Source organism: Nocardioides faecalis, assembly GCF_018388425.1.
Taxonomy (GTDB): Bacteria; Actinomycetota; Actinomycetes; order Propionibacteriales; family Nocardioidaceae; genus Nocardioides; species Nocardioides faecalis.
Genome location: NZ_CP074406.1, coordinates 24,565 through 40,539, shown reverse-complemented (window position 1 = coordinate 40,539; position 15,975 = coordinate 24,565). Strand labels below are relative to the sequence as shown.

The window sequence follows — 15,975 nt, the reverse complement described above, 5'->3', positions numbered from 1 at the left end:
GTGAGGTCGTCGCGACCGGGCTCCGTCCCGGTCGCGACGGCCCCGGACAGCGGGCGGAGAGGAGATCGGTCATGCCGCGCATCGACGCACCCACCGTGGCCGAGCACCACGCCCGGCAGCGCCGCGTCCTGCTGGACGCGGCGCGCGTGCTGCTCGCCGAGACCGGGCAGGCCCCGTCCATGGCGGCGCTGGGCCGGCGCGCCGGGCTGGCCCGCAGCAGCGTCTACCAGTACTTCTCCTCCCCCGACGACCTGCTGCGCGCGGTCGTCGCCGACGTCTTCCCCGACTGGGCGCGGCAGGTGCAGGAGCAGGTCGCGAGCGCCGGGAGCCCCGCGGAGCGGGTCTGGGCGTACGTCGAGGCCAACGTCTCGCTCTTCGCCAGCTCCGAGCAGGCGGTCGCCCACGCCCTGACCCGGGTGGTCGAGCCCGCCGTGCTGCAGGGCCCCATGGAGCAGTTCCACGCCGAGCTGCAGGTGCCGCTGCGCGCGGCGCTCACCGAGCTCGGCGAGCCCGAGGTCGGCGCGATGGCCGAGCTCGTCGACTCCCTCATCGTGCAGGCCTCGCGCAACGCCGGCAGCTGCGAGACGACCGGCGACGGGCAGCCCTCGCACGAGGTCGTGCTCGCCCGGTTGCGCCGGCTGCTCGGCGGCTACCTGGGGCTGGACGGCGCCCCGCCGGCGTGGGCCGGCGACGCCTCGTAGCGAGGCGGAGGGCCTGCCGTGCGGTACGACGTCGTCGTGGTCGGTGGCGGCATCGTGGGCCTGGCGACGGCGCACCGGCTGCTGAGCGAGCGGCCGGACGCGAGCGTGCTGGTGCTGGAGAAGGAGGACGCGGTCGCCGTCCACCAGACCGGGCACAACAGCGGCGTGATCCACTCCGGGATCTACTACGAGCCCGGCAGCCTCAAGGCGCGGCTGTGCCGGGCGGGTGCGGCGGCGACGAAACGCTTCACCGCCGAGCACGGCATCGCGATGCGCGAGTGCGGCAAGCTCCTGGTCGCCACCGACGAGACCGAGCTGGCCCGGCTGGCTGCCCTGACCGAGCGGGCCGCGGCCAACGGCATCGAGGCTGAGGTGATCGACGCGGCCGAGCTGCGTCGTCGTGAGCCCGCCGTCGCCGGGCTGGGCGCCCTGGCGATCGCCGGCACCGCGATCACCGACTACGTCGCGATCACCCGCCGCCTCGCCGAGCTGGTCGCCGCGGCGCCCGGCGGCGAGGTGCGCACCGGCGTCGAGGTCGTCGGAGTGGGCGAGGGCGCCGAGGCCGTCACCGTGCGCACCGCGACGGGCGCCGGCACCGGCTCGTTCACCGCCGAGCGCGTGGTCTTCTGCGCCGGCCTGCAGGCCGACCGGATGGCACGGCTGTGCGGCATCGACGTGGACTTCCGCATCGTGCCGTTCCGCGGCGAGTACTTCGACGTCGTACCGGCCAAGCAGGACCTGGTCTCGACGCTGATCTACCCGGTTCCCGACCCCGCGCTGCCGTTCCTGGGGGTGCACCTGACGCCGACGGTCGACGGCACGCTCAACGTGGGACCGAACGCGGTGCTGGGGCTGAGCCGCGAGGGCTACGCCAAGGGGTCGGTGCGCTGGGCCGACGTCCGCGACCTGGCGACGTTCCCGGGGACGTGGCATGTCGCCCGCACCCACGCCGCCACCGGTGTGCGCGAGCTGCGCAGCTCACTGTCCAAGCGCGGCTACCTGGCGCTGTGCCGCAAGTACTGTCCTTCGCTCACGTTGGCCGACCTGCGCCCGCGCGAGGCGGGCATCCGAGCCCAGGCCGTGCTGCGCGACGGCTCGTTCGTGCACGACTTCCTGCTGCGCCGCACCGCGCGGACCCTGCACGTGGTCAACGCACCCTCCCCGGCCGCGACCTCGGCCTTCCCCATCGCCGCCATGCTCGCTGCCGAGGTGGGTCGGCTCGGCTGACGCCGCCCGAGGGGTACGACGTGCCTCAGCCGCGCAGCGCGGGCAGCACCCGCTCGCCGTACGCCGCAGCACCTGGGCGAGCTCGCCGGGCAGGCCGGCGTTGGGCCAGAGCCGGTGCGCGTGCGCGACACCCTCGTCCTCGGTGTCGGCCCACGCCACCTTGAAACCGGCCGCCATCGGTTTGCCGGACTCCCGGAACGCGTCGACCACCCCGCCGCTGGGCATCATCGTGATCAGTCCGTCGCCCATCCGGGTGGCCAGCTCGGCCGCCCGGGGTCCGAAGGCGGAGATCCACACCGGCGGCGGGTCCTCACGCCGGGTGTAGATCCGTGCGTTCTCCACCGTGTAGTGCGGGCCGTGGTGCTGCACCGCCTCCCCGGTGCCCACCCCGAGCCGGAACCGGCCCTTGAGCAGGGCGTGGGAGGTCGCCGCGGCCTGTGCCAGCACGGCGGGGTGGATGCGCACGGTGGGGCAGGTGACCGCCGTGGTCACCGGCAGCTCGGTGACCTGGGAGAGCGCCCCGATCAGCGACCACACGAACGCGCTCTGGTGTGTCGTTCGCCATGGTGCCTCCTTGCGCCGGAGCGGCGTTTCGCCGACGTCTCGGTACCCGGCCTGCCGGAGCGCAGCCGAGCAGGAAGGACCCGCCAGAAGGACCGTGGCCAAAAAACAACGAAGCCCCAGTTTCCTGGGGCTTCGCCTCTTCTGTGCGCGAGGGGGGAGTTGAACCCCCACGCCCTTTCGGGCACACGGACCTGAACCGTGCGCGTCTGCCTATTCCGCCACTCGCGCTTGAAGCAGTCGGAAGGCTATCCCAGCCAGGGCCCATCGCCCAAACCAGCGCGGTCCCCGGCTCAGCGGGCCCTCACCGATACGATCATGGGGACTTGATGGGACAGGTACGGCGCGCCTTCGTTGGACGGCGAGGCGCACGAGCGGAAGGAGGCGTGCACGTGGGCGGGCTGCAACGTTTCGAGCAACGGCTCGAGCAGGCGATCTCCGGCGTCTTCGCCCGCACCTTCCGCAGCGCGGTGCAGCCGGTGGAGATCGCGGCCAGCCTGCAGCGCGAGCTCGACAACAAGGCGCAGATCCTCTCGCGGCAGCGCCGGCTGGTGCCGAACACGTTCGTCGTCGAGCTCGCCGAGTCCGACCTCGAGCGGCTGGCGCCGTACGACTCGGCGCTGGAGAGCGAGCTGACCCATCAGCTCAACGAGCACGCCGAGCTGCAGTCCTACGTCTTCCCCGGTCCGCTGCGGATCTCGTTCGAGGCCGCCGAGGACCTGGGCACCGGGCGGTTCCGGGTGCGCAGCAAGGCGGAGGCCGCGGTCACCGGGCACGCCCGGGGCGCCACCGGCCGGCGCACCCGTGCCGTCATCGAGGTCAACGGCACCCAGCACCCGCTGTCGGCGCCGGGCCTCGTCGTCGGCCGCGGCAGCGAGGCCGACATCCGGATCAACGACCCCGGCGTCAGCCGGCGGCACGCGGAGTTCCTGATCACCTCGGCCACGGGCCCCGGCGCCGACGGACCGGTCTCGGTCGAGGTCCACGACATGGGCTCGACCAACGGCATCCGGGTCGACGGGCAGAAGGTGGCCCGCGCCGTGCTCCACGACGGCTCCCGGGTCCAGGTGGGCCACACCTCGCTGGTCCTGCGACTGCTGCAGGAGGCAGCCGATGTCTGAGCTCACCCTGTTCCTGGTCCGCATCGCCTACCTGGCGATCCTGTGGATCTTCGTGCTCTCGGCGATCTCGGTGATCCGCTCGGACATGTTCGGCGCCCGCGTGCCCGCCCCCGCAGGGCCCGGCAAGCAGCCCCGTCCGCCGAAGACGCCGAACCCCAAGCGCGGCCAGCCCACCCGGGCCGAGGTCGTCCAGGGCGTCAACACCGGCATCGTCGCCTCCCTGGCCGACGCCCCGATCCTCATCGGGCGCGGCAACGACGCGGCCATCCGCCTCGACGACGACTACGTCTCCACCCGGCACGCGCGGATCGTCTCCTCCGGCGGCCAGTGGTACGTCGAGGACCTCGGCTCCACCAACGGCACCTACCTCGGCAGCCAGCGACTGACCCAGCCCGTCCCGATCGGACTGGGATCCCAGATCCGCGTCGGCAAGACCATCGTGGAGCTGAGGAAGTAGATGAACGACCCCACGCCCCTCGACGGCTCGGCTGTCCCGGAGTCGCCCGCGCTGGCCGCGGACACCGCGGAGGTGCCGCCGCAGCAGCCCGACGCCGACGGCGCCCCCGGCGCCGGTGAGCAGCGCAGCCCGCTGGAGCTGGCGTTCTACGCGGTCTCCGACGTGGGCCGGGTCCGCAAGGACAACCAGGACTCCGGCTACGCCGGGCCGTGGCTGCTCGCGGTGTGCGACGGGGTCGGTGGCGCCGCACGTGGTGACATCGCCTCCAGCATCGCGGTCAACGAGCTGCGCCAGCTCGACGAGCCGCCGGGCTCGGTCGACCTCATCGACCGGATCAACGACGGCCTGCACGAGGCGCACGTCTCGATCGGCGTCCAGGTCGACCAGGACCCCTCCCTCAACGGCACCAGCACCACCGCCACGGTGGCGCTCTTCGATGGCCGGCGCCTGGCGCTGGGCCACGTCGGGGACTCCCGGGCCTACCTGCAGCGCGACGGCGAGCTGTCCCAGCTGACCAGCGACCACACGTTCGTGCAGAGCCTCATCGACGAGGGACGGATCACCGAGGAGGAGGCGCGGGTCCACCCGCACCGCAACCTGATCCTCAAGGCCCTCGACGGGCTCCACGACGTCGAGCCGGACCTGTTCACCATCGAGCTCGTCGCCGGGGACCGGCTGTTCCTGTGCAGCGACGGGGCGTGCGGGGTGCTGGACGACCGCCGCATCGCCGACATCCTCACCGGCGGGACCCCGGAGTTCTCCGCGATCGAGATGGTCCGCGCCAGCCTGGAGGCCGGCAGCTCCGACAACGTGACCTGCGTGGTCGCCGACGTCGTACCGGCGCCGCTGGCACCCACCGGCGACATGGCCGACACCACCGACGCGCCGCTGCTGTTCGCCGAGCCGCAGGTGGTGGGCGCCGCCGCCGACCTCAAGCAGCGCCGACCGCGCGGACTGTTCCGCGGCCACCGCTCCGGCGACACCGGGGAGCTCGAGCCGATCCCCGCCGACATCCCCGTCGGCGTCTCGGCGGTCTACGCCGACCCGCCCGACCTGGAGACGATCCGCTACGCGCCGCGCCCGCCGCGCCGCTTCAGCCTGGCCCGACGGCTGCTGGCGCTGGCGGTGCTCGTCGGCCTGGTCTGGATCGGCGTCGCGACCGCCTACTGGTGGAGCCAGAAGCAGTACTACGTCGGCACCGACGACGACACGGTGGTGATCTACCGCGGCGTGCAGGTGCCGGGCCTGTCCAGCGTCTACCGGGTCTCCGACCTGTCCGTGAACGACCTCAGCGACACCGAGCGGCGCAAGGTCGACGAGGGCATCGCCTACGACAACTACCGCGACGCCGAGCGCAAGCTTCGCCAGCTCGGCAGCGACCGTGCCGAGCAGTCCACGGACCCGGCCGACCTCGACGAGCCCGACGAGCCCGCGCCCTCCAGCGGCGCCGAGACCGACGGTGGCGGCTTCACCGGCGGGCTCGGCTCCCTGAGCGACGCGTCCTGAGGCGCGAAGGACGCATGCACTGATGGCCACCAACTCCGCCCTGATGGGCTTCGTCCACCGCCGCCGCCGCGGCGCGGAGCTCTTCCTGCTGGTGCTGGCGCTCGTCGTCGGCATCGGCGGGTACGCCGCGGTCGGGCTCGGCGTCGACGGGGAGGTCCCGGCCAACCTCGTCGGGTACGGCGGCTGGCTGACGGTGCTCATCGTCGCCGCCCACGTCGCGGTGCGTCTCGTCGCGCCGTACGCCGACCCGGTGCTGCTGCCCGTGGTGGCTGCGCTCAATGGCCTGGGCCTGGCGGTGATCCGCCGCCTCGACGTCGCCAAGGACACCGACCTGGCCGCCCAGCAGCTGACCTGGATGACGCTCGGGGTGATCCTGTTCGTCCTCACCCTCGTGCTGCTGCCCGACCACCGGCTGCTGGCCCGGTTCACCTACACCTCGGGCCTGGCCGCGATCGCGCTGCTGGTGCTGCCGATGCTGCCGGTGCTGGGCACCGAGATCAACGGCGCGCGGATCTGGATCTCGCTCGGCCCGTTCAGCTTCCAGCCCGGCGAGGTCGCCAAGGTGCTGCTGGTGATCACCTTCGCCGGCTACCTGGTGGTGCACCGCGACGCGCTGGCGCTCGCCGGGCGCCGGGTGCTGTTCCTGGACCTGCCGCGGGGCCGCGACCTCGGCCCGATCCTGATGATGTGGGTGGTCAGCCTCGGCATCCTCGTGCTGCAGCGCGACCTCGGCTCCAGCCTGCTGTTCTTCGGCCTCTTCCTGGTGATGCTGTACGTCGCCACGGAGCGGCCCGGGTGGCTGGTGGTCGGCGGCCTGCTGTTCTTCGGCGGTGCCGCGATGGCGTTCCGTCTGTTCTCCCACGTGCAGCGCCGCGTCGACATCTGGCTGGACCCCTTCGCCGACGCCAACGGCACCGGCTACCAGCTGGTGCAGGCGCTCTACGGCTTCGCCTGGGGCGGGATGATCGGCCGCGGCTTCGGTGACGGCATGCCGGAGCGGGTGCCGTACGCGGAGTCGGACTTCATCATGGCCGCGATCGGTGAGGAGCTCGGGCTCACCGCGGTGATGGCGGTGCTGCTGCTCTACGGGTTGGTGGTGGAGCGGGCGCTGCGGGCGGCGCTGATCTCCCGTGACGGCTTCGGCAAGCTGATGGCGACGGGGCTGGCGGCGATCTTCGCGCTGCAGGTCTTCGTCGTGATCGGCGGCGTGACCCGGCTGATCCCGCTGACCGGTCTGACCACGCCCTTCCTGTCCTACGGAGGATCCTCGCTGATCGCGAACTGGGTGATCGTGGCGATCCTGCTGCGGATCTCCGACCAGGCCCGTCGTCCGGTGCCGGACCTCGACGTGGCCGGTGAGGACCCCGACGAGCAGGCCACGCAGATCGTGAAGGTGGTGAAGTCGTGAACAAGCCGATCCGTGCCGTCTCGATCTTCTGCATGTTCTTGTTCCTCGCCCTGATGGCGAACGCGACCTATCTGCAGTTCTTCAAGGCCGACGACCTCAACGACGACGGCCGCAACGCCCGGGTGACGGCAGCCTCGTTCAGCCGCGAGCGCGGCCTGATCCTGGTCGGGGACAGCCCGGTGGCGCGCAGCGAGCCGGTCGACGACCGCTACAAGTACCTGCGCGTCTACCCGGGCCGCAAGGTCTACGCCCCGATCACCGGCTACCTGCAGCTGGGCGCCCAGACCGGCATCGAGCGCAGCCAGAACGCGGTGCTCTCCGGTGAGGACTCCCGGCTGTTCGTGAACCGGCTGGTCGACCTGCTCAAGGGCGACACCAACCAGGGCGGCAACGTGGTGCTCACCCTCGATGCGGACGCCCAGAAGGCCGCCTACTCCTCGCTGCGCGACACCGTCGGCCCCGAGGGCGAGGGCGCGGTCGTGGCGATCCAGCCGAAGACGGGCCGCATCCTGGCGATGGCCTCCTACCCGTCGTACGACCCCAACGAGCTGGCCTCGCACGACCGGGAGACCCGGGAGAAGGCCTACGACCGGCTCAGCGACGACGACCACCAGCCGCTGCTGAACCGGGCGATCCAGACCCGGCTCTTCCCGGGCTCGACGTTCAAGATCGTCACCGCCGCCGCAGCGATCGAGGCGGGTCTCTACAACGCCGACGACCGGATCCCCTCCGGCGCGACCTGGCAGGCGCCCGGCACCCGGGGCGAGAACAACGTGATCGACAACGAGGGCCGCGGCGGCTGCAGCCCCAAGGAGATCTCGTTCGCGACCGCGATGGGCCAGTCCTGCAACACCGCCTTCGCCAAGATGGCCGTCGAGGTGGGTCCGGAGCGGCTGCGGGAGACCGCGGAGGCGTTCGGGTTCAACGAGGAGTACCTGCGCGACCTCGGCCCGCAGGCACGGTCGGTGTTCCCCGAGGAGGTCGTCGACCGGGTCGACGGCGAGGCGCGCGACCCCCGTGAGCTGAACGACGCCGAGACCGCCCGCGCCGGCTTCGGGCAGTTCGACGTGCAGGCCACGCCGCTGCAGATGGCGATGGTGGTCGCCGCGATCGCCAACCGCGGCGCGCTGATGCGGCCCTACCTGGTCCAGGAGGTGCAGACCTCGACGTTCGACGTGCTGGAGACCACCGAGCCGGACAAGCTGCGCGACGCGATCTCCCCGCAGACCGCCGCGCAGGTCACCGACCTGATGGTGGCCACCGTCGACGACGGCACCGCCTCTGCCGCCGCGATCCCCGGGGTCAGCGTCGCCGGCAAGACCGGCACGGCGCAGAGGGGCGTCGAGGGCAAGGCGCCGTACGGCTGGTTCACCTCGTTCGCCCCGGCCGAGGACGCCGAGGTGGCGGTCGCGGTGATGATCCAGGAGGCCCCCGGCAGGAGCATCTCCGGTGGTCGGCTCGGCGGTCCGATCGCGAAGGCAGTGATGGAAGCGGTGTTGGAGAAGTGATCACCCAGTGAGCGACGAGCAGCAGCCCACCTACGCCGACCCGGGCCGGCGCTACCGGCTCGACTCCATGATCGCCACCGGCGGCATGGGCGTGGTCTGGCGCGCCACCGACACCCGGCTGGACCGCAAGGTCGCGGTCAAGGTGCTCAAGGCCGAGTACGCCGACGACCCGACGTTCCGCACCCGGTTCGAGACCGAGGCGCGCAGCGCCGCCGCCCTGCACCACCCCGGCATCGCCGGGGTCTACGACTACGGCGCCCCCGAGGGCGACGGGCCGACGCAGCCGCCGTTCCTGGTGATGGAGCTGGTGGAGGGGCAGCCGCTGTCCGCGCTGCTGGCCACCGCCCGCGACGCCGGCCGCACCCTCGACACCGGGGTGGTCGCCGACCTGCTCGCCCAGGCCGCCGACGCGCTCGGCGTCGCCCACGCCGCGGGCATCGTGCACCGCGACGTGAAGCCGGCGAACCTGCTGGTCACCCCCGACCGCAAGGTCAAGATCACCGACTTCGGCATCGCTCGCGCCGCGGACGCCGTCGCGCTGACCCGCACCGGCTCGGTGATGGGCACCCCGCAGTACCTCTCCCCGGAGCAGGCCCGCGGCAACCCGTCCACGCCGGCCTCCGACGTCTACTCCCTCGGCGTGGTGGCCTACGAGTGCCTGACCGGCCGCCGCCCGTTCGAGGCCGAGACGCCGGTCGCGACCGCGCTGGCGCACCTGCAGCAGCCGGTGCCGCCGCTGCCGGACACCGTGCCGCCGGCACTGGCCGCCGTCGTCACCCGGGCCCTGGCCAAGGACCCCGCCGAGCGCTTCGCCGACGGTACGGCGTTCGCCGCCGCGCTCCGCTCGCCGGAGACCGTCGCCGGCGTGGCCGCCGTGGCCGGCGCGGACGAGAGCGCCACGCAGGTGCTCGACCCCGTGACCCAGCAGGTGGGCGCCGCGCCGATGCAGCGCCTGGACGCGCCCACGCCGTACGCCGGGGACCCGGCGACCGGGGAGCTGGCCCAGGAGGAGGACGAGGAGCACAAGCGCAAGCCGTGGCTGGCCGTGGTGGCCGCGATCGTCGCGGTCGTCGTCATCGTCGCGGTGCTGGCGCTGGTGCTCGGCGGCGGAGGGGACGACGACCCGAAGGTCGACGACACCCCCACCCGGACCACCAGCGAGCCGACCACGGAGCCGACCACGGAGGAGCCCACCTCCGAGGCACCCTCCGAGACCACGACCGCGCCTGCGACGGTCCGGGTCGACGACGGGCGCTACCGCTGCCGCACCGACTACCGCGACGCGGTGGCGGACCTGCAGGACGAGGGCCTGCGCGTGTCCTGGGAGCAGGTGGGCGAGCCCAACGACGGCCGCTGCCCCGCGGACTCCGTGGCCCGCTTCGCCCCCAACGGGACCCTCGAGGAGGGCGACTCCGTGACGGTCTTCTACTGGGGCCCGGAGCAGGCCCCGACGACCGCGACCGCCACGCCGACGACCGAGCCGACCGAGGAGTCGTCGGAGCCGACCGACCCGAGCACCGAGGAGGGAGACGAGTGAGCACCCCCACCGAAGGCGGCACGCAGAACGGTCCCCTGATCGGCGGTCGCTACCAGCTGGCCGAGCTGCTCGGACGCGGCGGCATGGCCGAGGTGCGCAAGGGCACCGACACCCGGCTCGGCCGGGTGGTGGCGGTCAAGCGGCTGCGCACCGACCTGGCCAGCGACCCCACCTTCCAGGCCCGGTTCCGCCGCGAGGCGCAGTCCTCGGCGTCGCTGAACCACCCCTCGATCGTCGCGGTCTACGACACCGGCGAGGAGCGCACCACCAGCCCGTCGGGGGACGTGGAGGTCGTGCCCTACATCGTGATGGAGTACGTCGCCGGGCGGACCCTGCGCGACATCCTGCGCGAGGGCCGCAAGATCCTGCCCGAGCGGGCACTCGAGATCACCTCCGGCGTGCTGTCCGCGCTGGACTACAGCCACCGCGCGGGGATCATCCACCGCGACATCAAGCCCGGGAACGTCATGCTCACCCCGTCGGGCGACGTGAAGGTGATGGACTTCGGCATCGCCCGGGCGATGAGCGACGCCCAGTCGTCGATGACCCAGACCGCGGCCGTGGTCGGCACCGCGCAGTACCTCTCCCCGGAGCAGGCGCGCGGGGAGACGGTGGACTCGCGCTCCGACGTCTACTCCGCGGGGTGCCTGCTCTACGAGCTGCTCACCGGCCGTCCGCCGTTCGTCGGCGACTCCCCGGTCGCCGTGGCCTACCAGCACGTGCGCGAGCCGGCGGTCCCGCCGTCGCGGCACGAGCCGGACCTGACCCCGCAGATCGACGCGATCGTGATGAAGTCGCTGGCCAAGCGGGTCGAGGACCGCTACCAGTCGGCGGGCGCGATGCGCGCCGACATCGAGCGCTACCTGGCCGGGCGACCGGTGCAGGCGATCGTGCCGGACCGGACCTCGGTCGCGGCCGGGGCTCCCGCCGCGGCGGGCTCGGGCGGCCCGGGCGGCTCGGGCCCGGAGACGGCCGTGCGCCGGCCGCTGCCGCCGACCAAGGAGGACGACCGGCGCAGCCGCACGCTGCTGTGGGTCGTGCTCGCCGTGCTCTTCGTGGCGCTGCTCGCCACCGCCGCCGTCGTGTGGCCACGGCTGTTCCCCTCCGAACCGGCCGACGTCAAGGTGCCCTCGGTGATCGGGCTGGACAGCCAGGTCGCGCGCAACCTCATCGGCGACAAGGGCCTCGCGGTCGACGACCGCGCCACCGAGTGCAGCGACCAGTATCCCGACGGGGGCGAGGTGATCGCCCAGGACCCGCCCGCGGACCGCTACATCGAGCACGACGGCACCGTGTTCCTCACCCTGTCCAGCGGGCCCTGCGACTTCCCGATGCCGTCGGTGACCGACCAGAAGTACAAGCAGGCCGTCGCCACCCTGGTCGAGGCCGGCATCCCGCAGGCCAACATCACCCGCACCGAGTGCGACGAGGACGAGCCCGAGGGCACCGTCGTCCAGCAGAACCCGACGGCCGGCACCGCGGTCGACCCGACCGCGATGATCGAGCTGTGCGTCTCCGACGGCCCCGAGGCGGTGCCGAACGTGGTGGGCCGCAAGCAGGCCGCCGCCGAGGAGGCGATCCGCGCGGCCGGGTTCAACCCGGTGGTGCGCAACGCCGCGGCCGACGACGACTCCCAGCCCAAGGGCCGGATCACCGAGCAGCTGCCCGCGGCCGGCGAGAAGCGCGACCGGGGCACCGACATCCTGCTCTTCGTGTCGATCTACGAGAAGCCGGCCGCGCCCACCGACTCCGACGCCGACGGCCTCTCCGACGAGGACGAGGCGACCCGTGGCACGGACCCGGCGAACCCGGACTCCGATGGCGACGGCGTCAGCGACGGCCAGGAGGTCGCCGGCGGCACCGACCCGCTGAACCCGGCCGACCCGGCCCCCTCGGACGGTCCGGACGCCGGGGTGCAGGACCCGACGCAGCGCGGGCAGACGCCCACGCCGGTCCGGACCTTGCCGGGCGCCACCAGCACCGAGCGGAGTCGCGGGACCGGACGCTGAGCAGGCGGACGCCGGGTCGGCGTCCGCACTCGGCGCCGGCTCAGCGCAGCGGCTTGGCGTACTGCAGGTCCAGCACGGCGTCGTAGGCGGGAGCGCGGACGTCCGCGACGCTCTCCATCTCCCAGCCGATGCCGATCTGCGGGTCCGCGGAGTCGGAGCGGTAGAGCGAGACCAGCTCGTCCGAGTCCACCGCGGCGAGCAGGTCGGAGACCTCCCCGACCGCCTCGATCACGTACGGCTGGGGATAGGGCACGCCCTGGAGCTGGACGACGGGCCCCTGGCACCGGATCCCGGTGGTGGACACGACCCGCTGGCCGGCGATGGTGACCGCCTCGGCGCCGCCGGTCCACAGCGCGTTGACCACGGCCTGGATGTCCTGCTGGTGCACCACGAAGCGATTCAGCTTCACCACCCCGGACGCGACGGCCGCGTCCAGCAGCTCCTCGGGCGCGTCGGAGAGCGTGATCCGGATGCCGGGGCCGCGCCGGGGCGTCGCACCGGCGCGATCACGCAGCTCGCGCTGCTCGCGGCGCAGCCGCTCGACCCGCTTGTCACTGACGCCGGCGCCGAGCCGGTCGACCTCCTCGGAGAGCTCGTTGAAGCGGTCCTCGATGCGCTGGTAGTCGCTGGCCTCGCCGGCGACGAGGCCGGCGAGGTCGGTGTAACGGCCCGGACGCAGGTCCGTGCCTTCGCTGTCGGTGCCGGAGACCGCGAAGAGCAGGCCGCTGAGCAGCACGACTGCGGGCGTGCCGATGCGCCAGACCGGCGATCGGCCGGACCGGCCGGATCGGCGGCCCGTCGGACCTCCGGCGTGTGCACCCGTCATACTGACAGTGTCCACCACGGCATCACCGCTGCGCGCACCTGCCCGTGCAGGAGCGCGGCGCGCGTCGCGGAGGTCACCGACCGTGCACGACCCTGCGTCCAGACGAACCGACAGAGGAGCCCTTTTCGTGGCCAAGCTGCCCCGCCTGCCGAAGAGCAAGGACCGCGACCCGCTCGCCGGTGACCGTCTCGCGGTGCTCACGCCGCGCACGATCATCGCCGCGCTGCTGGTCATCGCCGGGATCGCGCTGATCGTCTACTACTACTTCGGCATCCGGCCCACCGACGGCTTCGGCTCGTTCAACTCCGACGGCAAGCCCAACCAGCCGGGCGGGCCGGCCTTCCTGGCCGACCTCGAGGGCTACAACTACCTGATCGGGTTCATCGCGATGTTCCTCGGTCTGGCGATCTCCGCGCACCCCTCGACCCCGCTGGGCCGCGGGCGTGGTGTGGTCGTGGGAATGCTCGGCTGCTTCCTGCTCGGGCTGCTGTGGATCTGCATCTTCTACATCTTCCTCACCGGCAATGACCCCAAGGACATCCCGATCTTCAACGACCTGGGTCAGAAGAACCTGTTCGTGGGCATCGGCTTCATGGCGGTCGGCTTCACCTTCGCCACCCGCTGGGAGTAGGCCGGAGCAACCCCAGGCAGACGTACGACGGCGCCGGCGGACCGAGGTCCGCCGGCGCCGTCGCCTTTTTCGTCACGGTTCCCGCGAGCAAGGGCAGGGTCTCGCGGGCTCCGGTAGGTCAGTTGTCGTCGACCTCGCCACCCTCGTCCCCGGAGCCTTCTTGCTCCTCGGCGGGCGTCGGCGGGGTGACGGAGGCGGTGTCGTCGACCGGGTCGTTGGTGACGTCGTCCTTGGCACCGTCCTCGCCGCAGGCGCCCAGCGTGAGCGCGGCGAGCAGTGCGACGGATCCGGCGCTCCAACGGGCGGCGACCTTGCGGTGGGTCACGGGGTCTCCTTCTGCGTCGGCGTGCGGTACGCCTCGACCGGTACCCAGCCCGGCCGGCCGCAACAGCCGCGCCACCCACTCCACTCTCTCCAGGACGGAGTTATCCACAGGTTTCTCCACCGCTGGGGAGAACTACACGTGTGTAGTTCCTCCACAGCGGTGGAGAAACCTGGGGATGAACTGGGTGGACTGCGCCGGACGGACCGAAACCGGGCGGGACGGCGTCAGGTCAGCACGAGGGCGCGGGCCACGATGGCCGCCACGAGCAGCAGCGCGAAGGCGCTCAGCCCGGCCGCCTGCACCTGGGCGCGGCGGGTACGCGGGGCGAGGACGATGATCGCGGTGACCACCGACCCGCCGAGCAGCCCACCGAGGTGGCCCTGCCACGACAGGTTCGAGACGGTGAAGGTGAGCACGACGTTGATGCCGAGCCACAGGAACAGCGACTGCACGTTGGCGCGGACCTTGAGGCCGACCACGATGAGGGCACCGATCAGGCCGAACACCGCACCCGAGGCGCCCACGGTGGCGCCGTACTCGTTGGAGAGCCAGTAGACGGCCACCGATCCGGCGAGCCCGGAGAGCAGGTAGACGGCGAGGTAGCGGACCCGGCCCAGCACCTGCTCGAGCTGCGGGCCCAGCACCCAGATGGCCAGCAGGTTGAAGCCGAGGTGCAGCGGTTGGACGTGGGTGAACGTGCTGGTCACCAGCTGCCAGAAGGCGCCGTCGGTGACGCCGGGCAGCCACTCGGCGCCGGCGCGCGACTCGCAGACCTGGCGGGAGACGGAGTAGGCCAGGTTGCCGTCGACGCACAAGCCGCGCGGGCGCAGCAGGATCCAGTCGAGGAGCCGGCTGTTGCCGCCGCCGGTCGCGGTGATCAGCACCCACACGACGGCGTTGATGCCGATCAGCGTCAGGGAGGTGGCGCCGGGGTTGCGCGAGGGCGCGCCGCCGTACGCCGCCTGCGCCTGCCGCACGGTGCGCCGGCCCTCGGCGACGCAGTCGGGGCACTGGAAACCGACCGCGGCCTCGTTCATGCAGTCGGGGCAGATCGGGCGCTCGCAGCGCTGGCAGCGGATCCAGGTCTCCCGGTCGGGGTGCCGGTAACAGGTCGGCACCCCGACCGGAGGATTGCTCATCGGTGCTGGGTCAGCCCTTGATCTCGATCGTCTCGATGACGACGGGCTCGACCGGCTTGTCGTTGCGGCCGGTCGGCACGGCGGCGATCGCGTCGACGACGTCGCGGCTGGCCTGGTCAGCGACCTCACCGAAGATGGTGTGCTTGAAGTTCAGCCACGTGGCGGGGCCGACGGTGATGAAGAACTGCGAGCCGTTGGTGCCCGGGCCGGCGTTGGCCATCGCGAGCAGGTAGGGCTTGTCGAAGGTGAGCTCGGGGTGCGGCTCGTCCTTGAACTGGTAGCCCGGGCCGCCGGTGCCGATGCCGTCGGGGCAGCCACCCTGGATCATGAAGCCGGGGATGATGCGGTGGAAGGTGATGCCGTCGTAGAAGGGGCCCTCGCCGGTGCTGCCGCCGCGGCGGTCGGGGGTGTAGGGACCCTCGGGGGTGACCTCGACCGGGTTCCCGGTGGCCAGGCCGACGAAGCTCTTGACCGTCAGCGGCGCGTGGTTCGGGAACAGGTTGACCGTGATGTCGCCCTTGTTGGTCTTCAGGACGGCCTGCTGGTCTGCCATGGGGTTTCCTCGTCTCTGGGTTGGTCTCGCACCGGGCGTCGGTGTCCGGCGACGCCTCGATCCTACGGTCGGGCGCGCAGCCGGGTTTGCCCGCCTGGGACATGCTGGGACCCCCACCCACCCATGAAGGAGTGCTCGTGAAGAAGCTCAAGAAGCTGGTGTTCGTCTCGCTGGTCGGTGCGGGGGTGGCGGCCGTGGCCAAGAAGCTGCAGGCCGGCAAGGTGCAGAGCGGTGCGGTGTGGCAGTCCGCGGACTCCTCGGGTCCGGTCACCACGACGCCCCAGGGGTCGGCACAGGGGTCGGCACAGGGATCGATGCAGGGGTCGACCGAGACGAGCGTGCCGCCGGCCAGCCCGGCGTCGAACCTGGCCGAGGCGCCCACGGACACGCCGCCGGCCACCGGCTACTCCACCGGCCCCGACCCGGACCCCAGCGACGAGACCGAGCGGCTCGCCTGAGCCGCCCC

The 15,975-nt window shown here is 72.4% G+C and carries 15 protein-coding genes, 1 tRNA gene and 1 pseudogene; 11 read left to right on the top strand and 6 right to left on the bottom strand.

Features of this window, described 5'->3' with window-relative positions:
- Window positions 1–71: 71 nt before the first annotated feature.
- Together KG111_RS00195 and lhgO are read left to right on the top strand one after the other, a co-directional pair.
- Window positions 72–701: a TetR/AcrR family transcriptional regulator gene (locus KG111_RS00195; protein WP_205291209.1), complete on the top strand. Its 630-nt coding sequence runs from the start codon at window positions 72–74 to the stop codon at window positions 699–701.
- 18 nt (window positions 702–719) lie between these two features.
- Complete coding sequence (gene lhgO, locus KG111_RS00190; protein ID WP_205291210.1) at window positions 720–1,928, top strand: L-2-hydroxyglutarate oxidase; 1,209 nt, start codon at window positions 720–722, stop codon at window positions 1,926–1,928.
- Between the two features lie 75 nt (window positions 1,929–2,003).
- Here lhgO and KG111_RS18390 read toward each other — a convergent pair.
- Both KG111_RS18390 and KG111_RS00180 read right to left on the bottom strand, forming a co-directional pair.
- Window positions 2,004–2,663 (bottom strand): annotated as a pseudogene (locus KG111_RS18390) (LLM class flavin-dependent oxidoreductase); the annotation flags it as partial.
- A tRNA-Leu gene (locus KG111_RS00180) sits at window positions 2,637–2,720 on the bottom strand. The pseudogene KG111_RS18390 and the gene KG111_RS00180, both read right to left, overlap by 27 nt.
- Before the next feature lie 161 nt (window positions 2,721–2,881).
- Here KG111_RS00180 and KG111_RS00175 point away from each other — a divergent pair.
- From KG111_RS00175 to pknB, 7 genes are read left to right on the top strand one after another with little or no spacing between them, the layout of a single operon-like run.
- Window positions 2,882–3,610: an FHA domain-containing protein gene (locus tag KG111_RS00175; RefSeq protein ID WP_205291211.1), complete on the top strand. Its 729-nt coding sequence runs from the start codon at window positions 2,882–2,884 to the stop codon at window positions 3,608–3,610.
- The gene (locus KG111_RS00170) at window positions 3,603–4,067 is read left to right on the top strand and encodes an FHA domain-containing protein FhaB/FipA (RefSeq protein ID WP_205291212.1); all 465 of its coding nucleotides are present in this window, start codon (window positions 3,603–3,605) and stop codon (window positions 4,065–4,067) included. Before KG111_RS00175 ends, KG111_RS00170 begins: the two co-directional genes overlap by 8 nt.
- Window positions 4,068–5,573 (top strand): PP2C family protein-serine/threonine phosphatase, encoded by a 1,506-nt coding sequence (locus KG111_RS00165; protein ID WP_205291213.1) that lies wholly within the window; start codon window positions 4,068–4,070, stop codon window positions 5,571–5,573.
- 22 nt (window positions 5,574–5,595) lie between these two features.
- Window positions 5,596–6,981 carry an FtsW/RodA/SpoVE family cell cycle protein gene (locus KG111_RS00160; RefSeq protein ID WP_205291214.1) on the top strand — a complete coding sequence of 462 codons (1,386 nt, stop codon included), beginning with the start codon at window positions 5,596–5,598 and terminating at the stop codon, window positions 6,979–6,981.
- Complete coding sequence (locus KG111_RS00155) at window positions 6,978–8,489, top strand: peptidoglycan D,D-transpeptidase FtsI family protein (protein ID WP_205291215.1); 1,512 nt, start codon at window positions 6,978–6,980, stop codon at window positions 8,487–8,489. The genes KG111_RS00160 and KG111_RS00155 overlap by 4 nt, the downstream gene beginning before the upstream one ends.
- A 7-nt stretch (window positions 8,490–8,496) precedes the next feature.
- Entirely contained in the window at window positions 8,497–10,026 is a 1,530-nt protein-coding gene (locus KG111_RS00150; RefSeq protein WP_249666226.1) for a serine/threonine-protein kinase, read from the top strand.
- Window positions 10,023–12,035 (top strand): Stk1 family PASTA domain-containing Ser/Thr kinase, encoded by a 2,013-nt coding sequence (gene pknB, locus KG111_RS00145; protein ID WP_249666225.1) that lies wholly within the window; start codon window positions 10,023–10,025, stop codon window positions 12,033–12,035. Before KG111_RS00150 ends, pknB begins: the two co-directional genes overlap by 4 nt.
- Before the next feature lie 40 nt (window positions 12,036–12,075).
- Here pknB and KG111_RS00140 read toward each other — a convergent pair whose 3' ends face one another.
- Window positions 12,076–12,771: a DUF881 domain-containing protein gene (locus tag KG111_RS00140; RefSeq protein ID WP_249666224.1), complete on the bottom strand. Its 696-nt coding sequence runs from the start codon at window positions 12,769–12,771 to the stop codon at window positions 12,076–12,078.
- A gap of 217 nt (window positions 12,772–12,988) precedes the next feature.
- On the opposite strand from KG111_RS00140, the gene KG111_RS00135 reads away from it, so the two are divergent.
- Entirely contained in the window at window positions 12,989–13,492 is a 504-nt protein-coding gene (locus KG111_RS00135) for a cell division protein CrgA (RefSeq protein WP_249666223.1), read from the top strand.
- A 118-nt stretch (window positions 13,493–13,610) separates the two neighbouring features.
- Here KG111_RS00135 and KG111_RS00130 read toward each other — a convergent pair whose 3' ends face one another.
- The 3 genes from KG111_RS00130 to KG111_RS00120 all read right to left on the bottom strand — a co-directional run bounded on the left by KG111_RS00130 (window position 13,611) and on the right by KG111_RS00120 (window position 15,509).
- A complete protein-coding gene (locus tag KG111_RS00130; RefSeq protein ID WP_205291218.1) occupies window positions 13,611–13,817 on the bottom strand; it encodes a hypothetical protein in 207 nt (68 codons plus the stop codon).
- Window positions 13,818–14,041: 224 nt separating this feature from the next.
- The gene (locus tag KG111_RS00125) at window positions 14,042–14,956 is read right to left on the bottom strand and encodes a rhomboid family intramembrane serine protease (RefSeq protein WP_205291219.1); all 915 of its coding nucleotides are present in this window, start codon (window positions 14,954–14,956) and stop codon (window positions 14,042–14,044) included.
- Window positions 14,957–14,966: 10 nt separating this feature from the next.
- The gene (locus KG111_RS00120) at window positions 14,967–15,509 is read right to left on the bottom strand and encodes a peptidylprolyl isomerase (protein ID WP_205291220.1); all 543 of its coding nucleotides are present in this window, start codon (window positions 15,507–15,509) and stop codon (window positions 14,967–14,969) included.
- 137 nt (window positions 15,510–15,646) lie between these two features.
- On the opposite strand from KG111_RS00120, the gene KG111_RS00115 reads away from it, so the two are divergent.
- Window positions 15,647–15,967: a hypothetical protein gene (locus tag KG111_RS00115; protein WP_205291221.1), complete on the top strand. Its 321-nt coding sequence runs from the start codon at window positions 15,647–15,649 to the stop codon at window positions 15,965–15,967.
- The last annotated feature ends 8 nt before the right edge of the window (window positions 15,968–15,975 follow it).

Bases quoted from the DNA above. Each gene is read 5' to 3' on its own strand.
- KG111_RS00125 (WP_205291219.1), bottom strand. From the start codon at position 14,956: ATGAGCAATCCTCCGGTCGGGGTGCCGACCTGTTACCGGCACCCCGAC.
- KG111_RS00120 (WP_205291220.1), bottom strand. From the start codon at position 15,509: ATGGCAGACCAGCAGGCCGTCCTGAAGACCAACAAGGGCGACATCACG.
- KG111_RS00165 (WP_205291213.1), top strand. From the start codon at position 4,068: ATGAACGACCCCACGCCCCTCGACGGCTCGGCTGTCCCGGAGTCGCCC.
- KG111_RS00170 (WP_205291212.1), top strand. From the start codon at position 3,603: ATGTCTGAGCTCACCCTGTTCCTGGTCCGCATCGCCTACCTGGCGATC.
- KG111_RS00160 (WP_205291214.1), top strand. From the start codon at position 5,596: ATGGCCACCAACTCCGCCCTGATGGGCTTCGTCCACCGCCGCCGCCGC.
- KG111_RS00195 (WP_205291209.1), top strand. From the start codon at position 72: ATGCCGCGCATCGACGCACCCACCGTGGCCGAGCACCACGCCCGGCAG.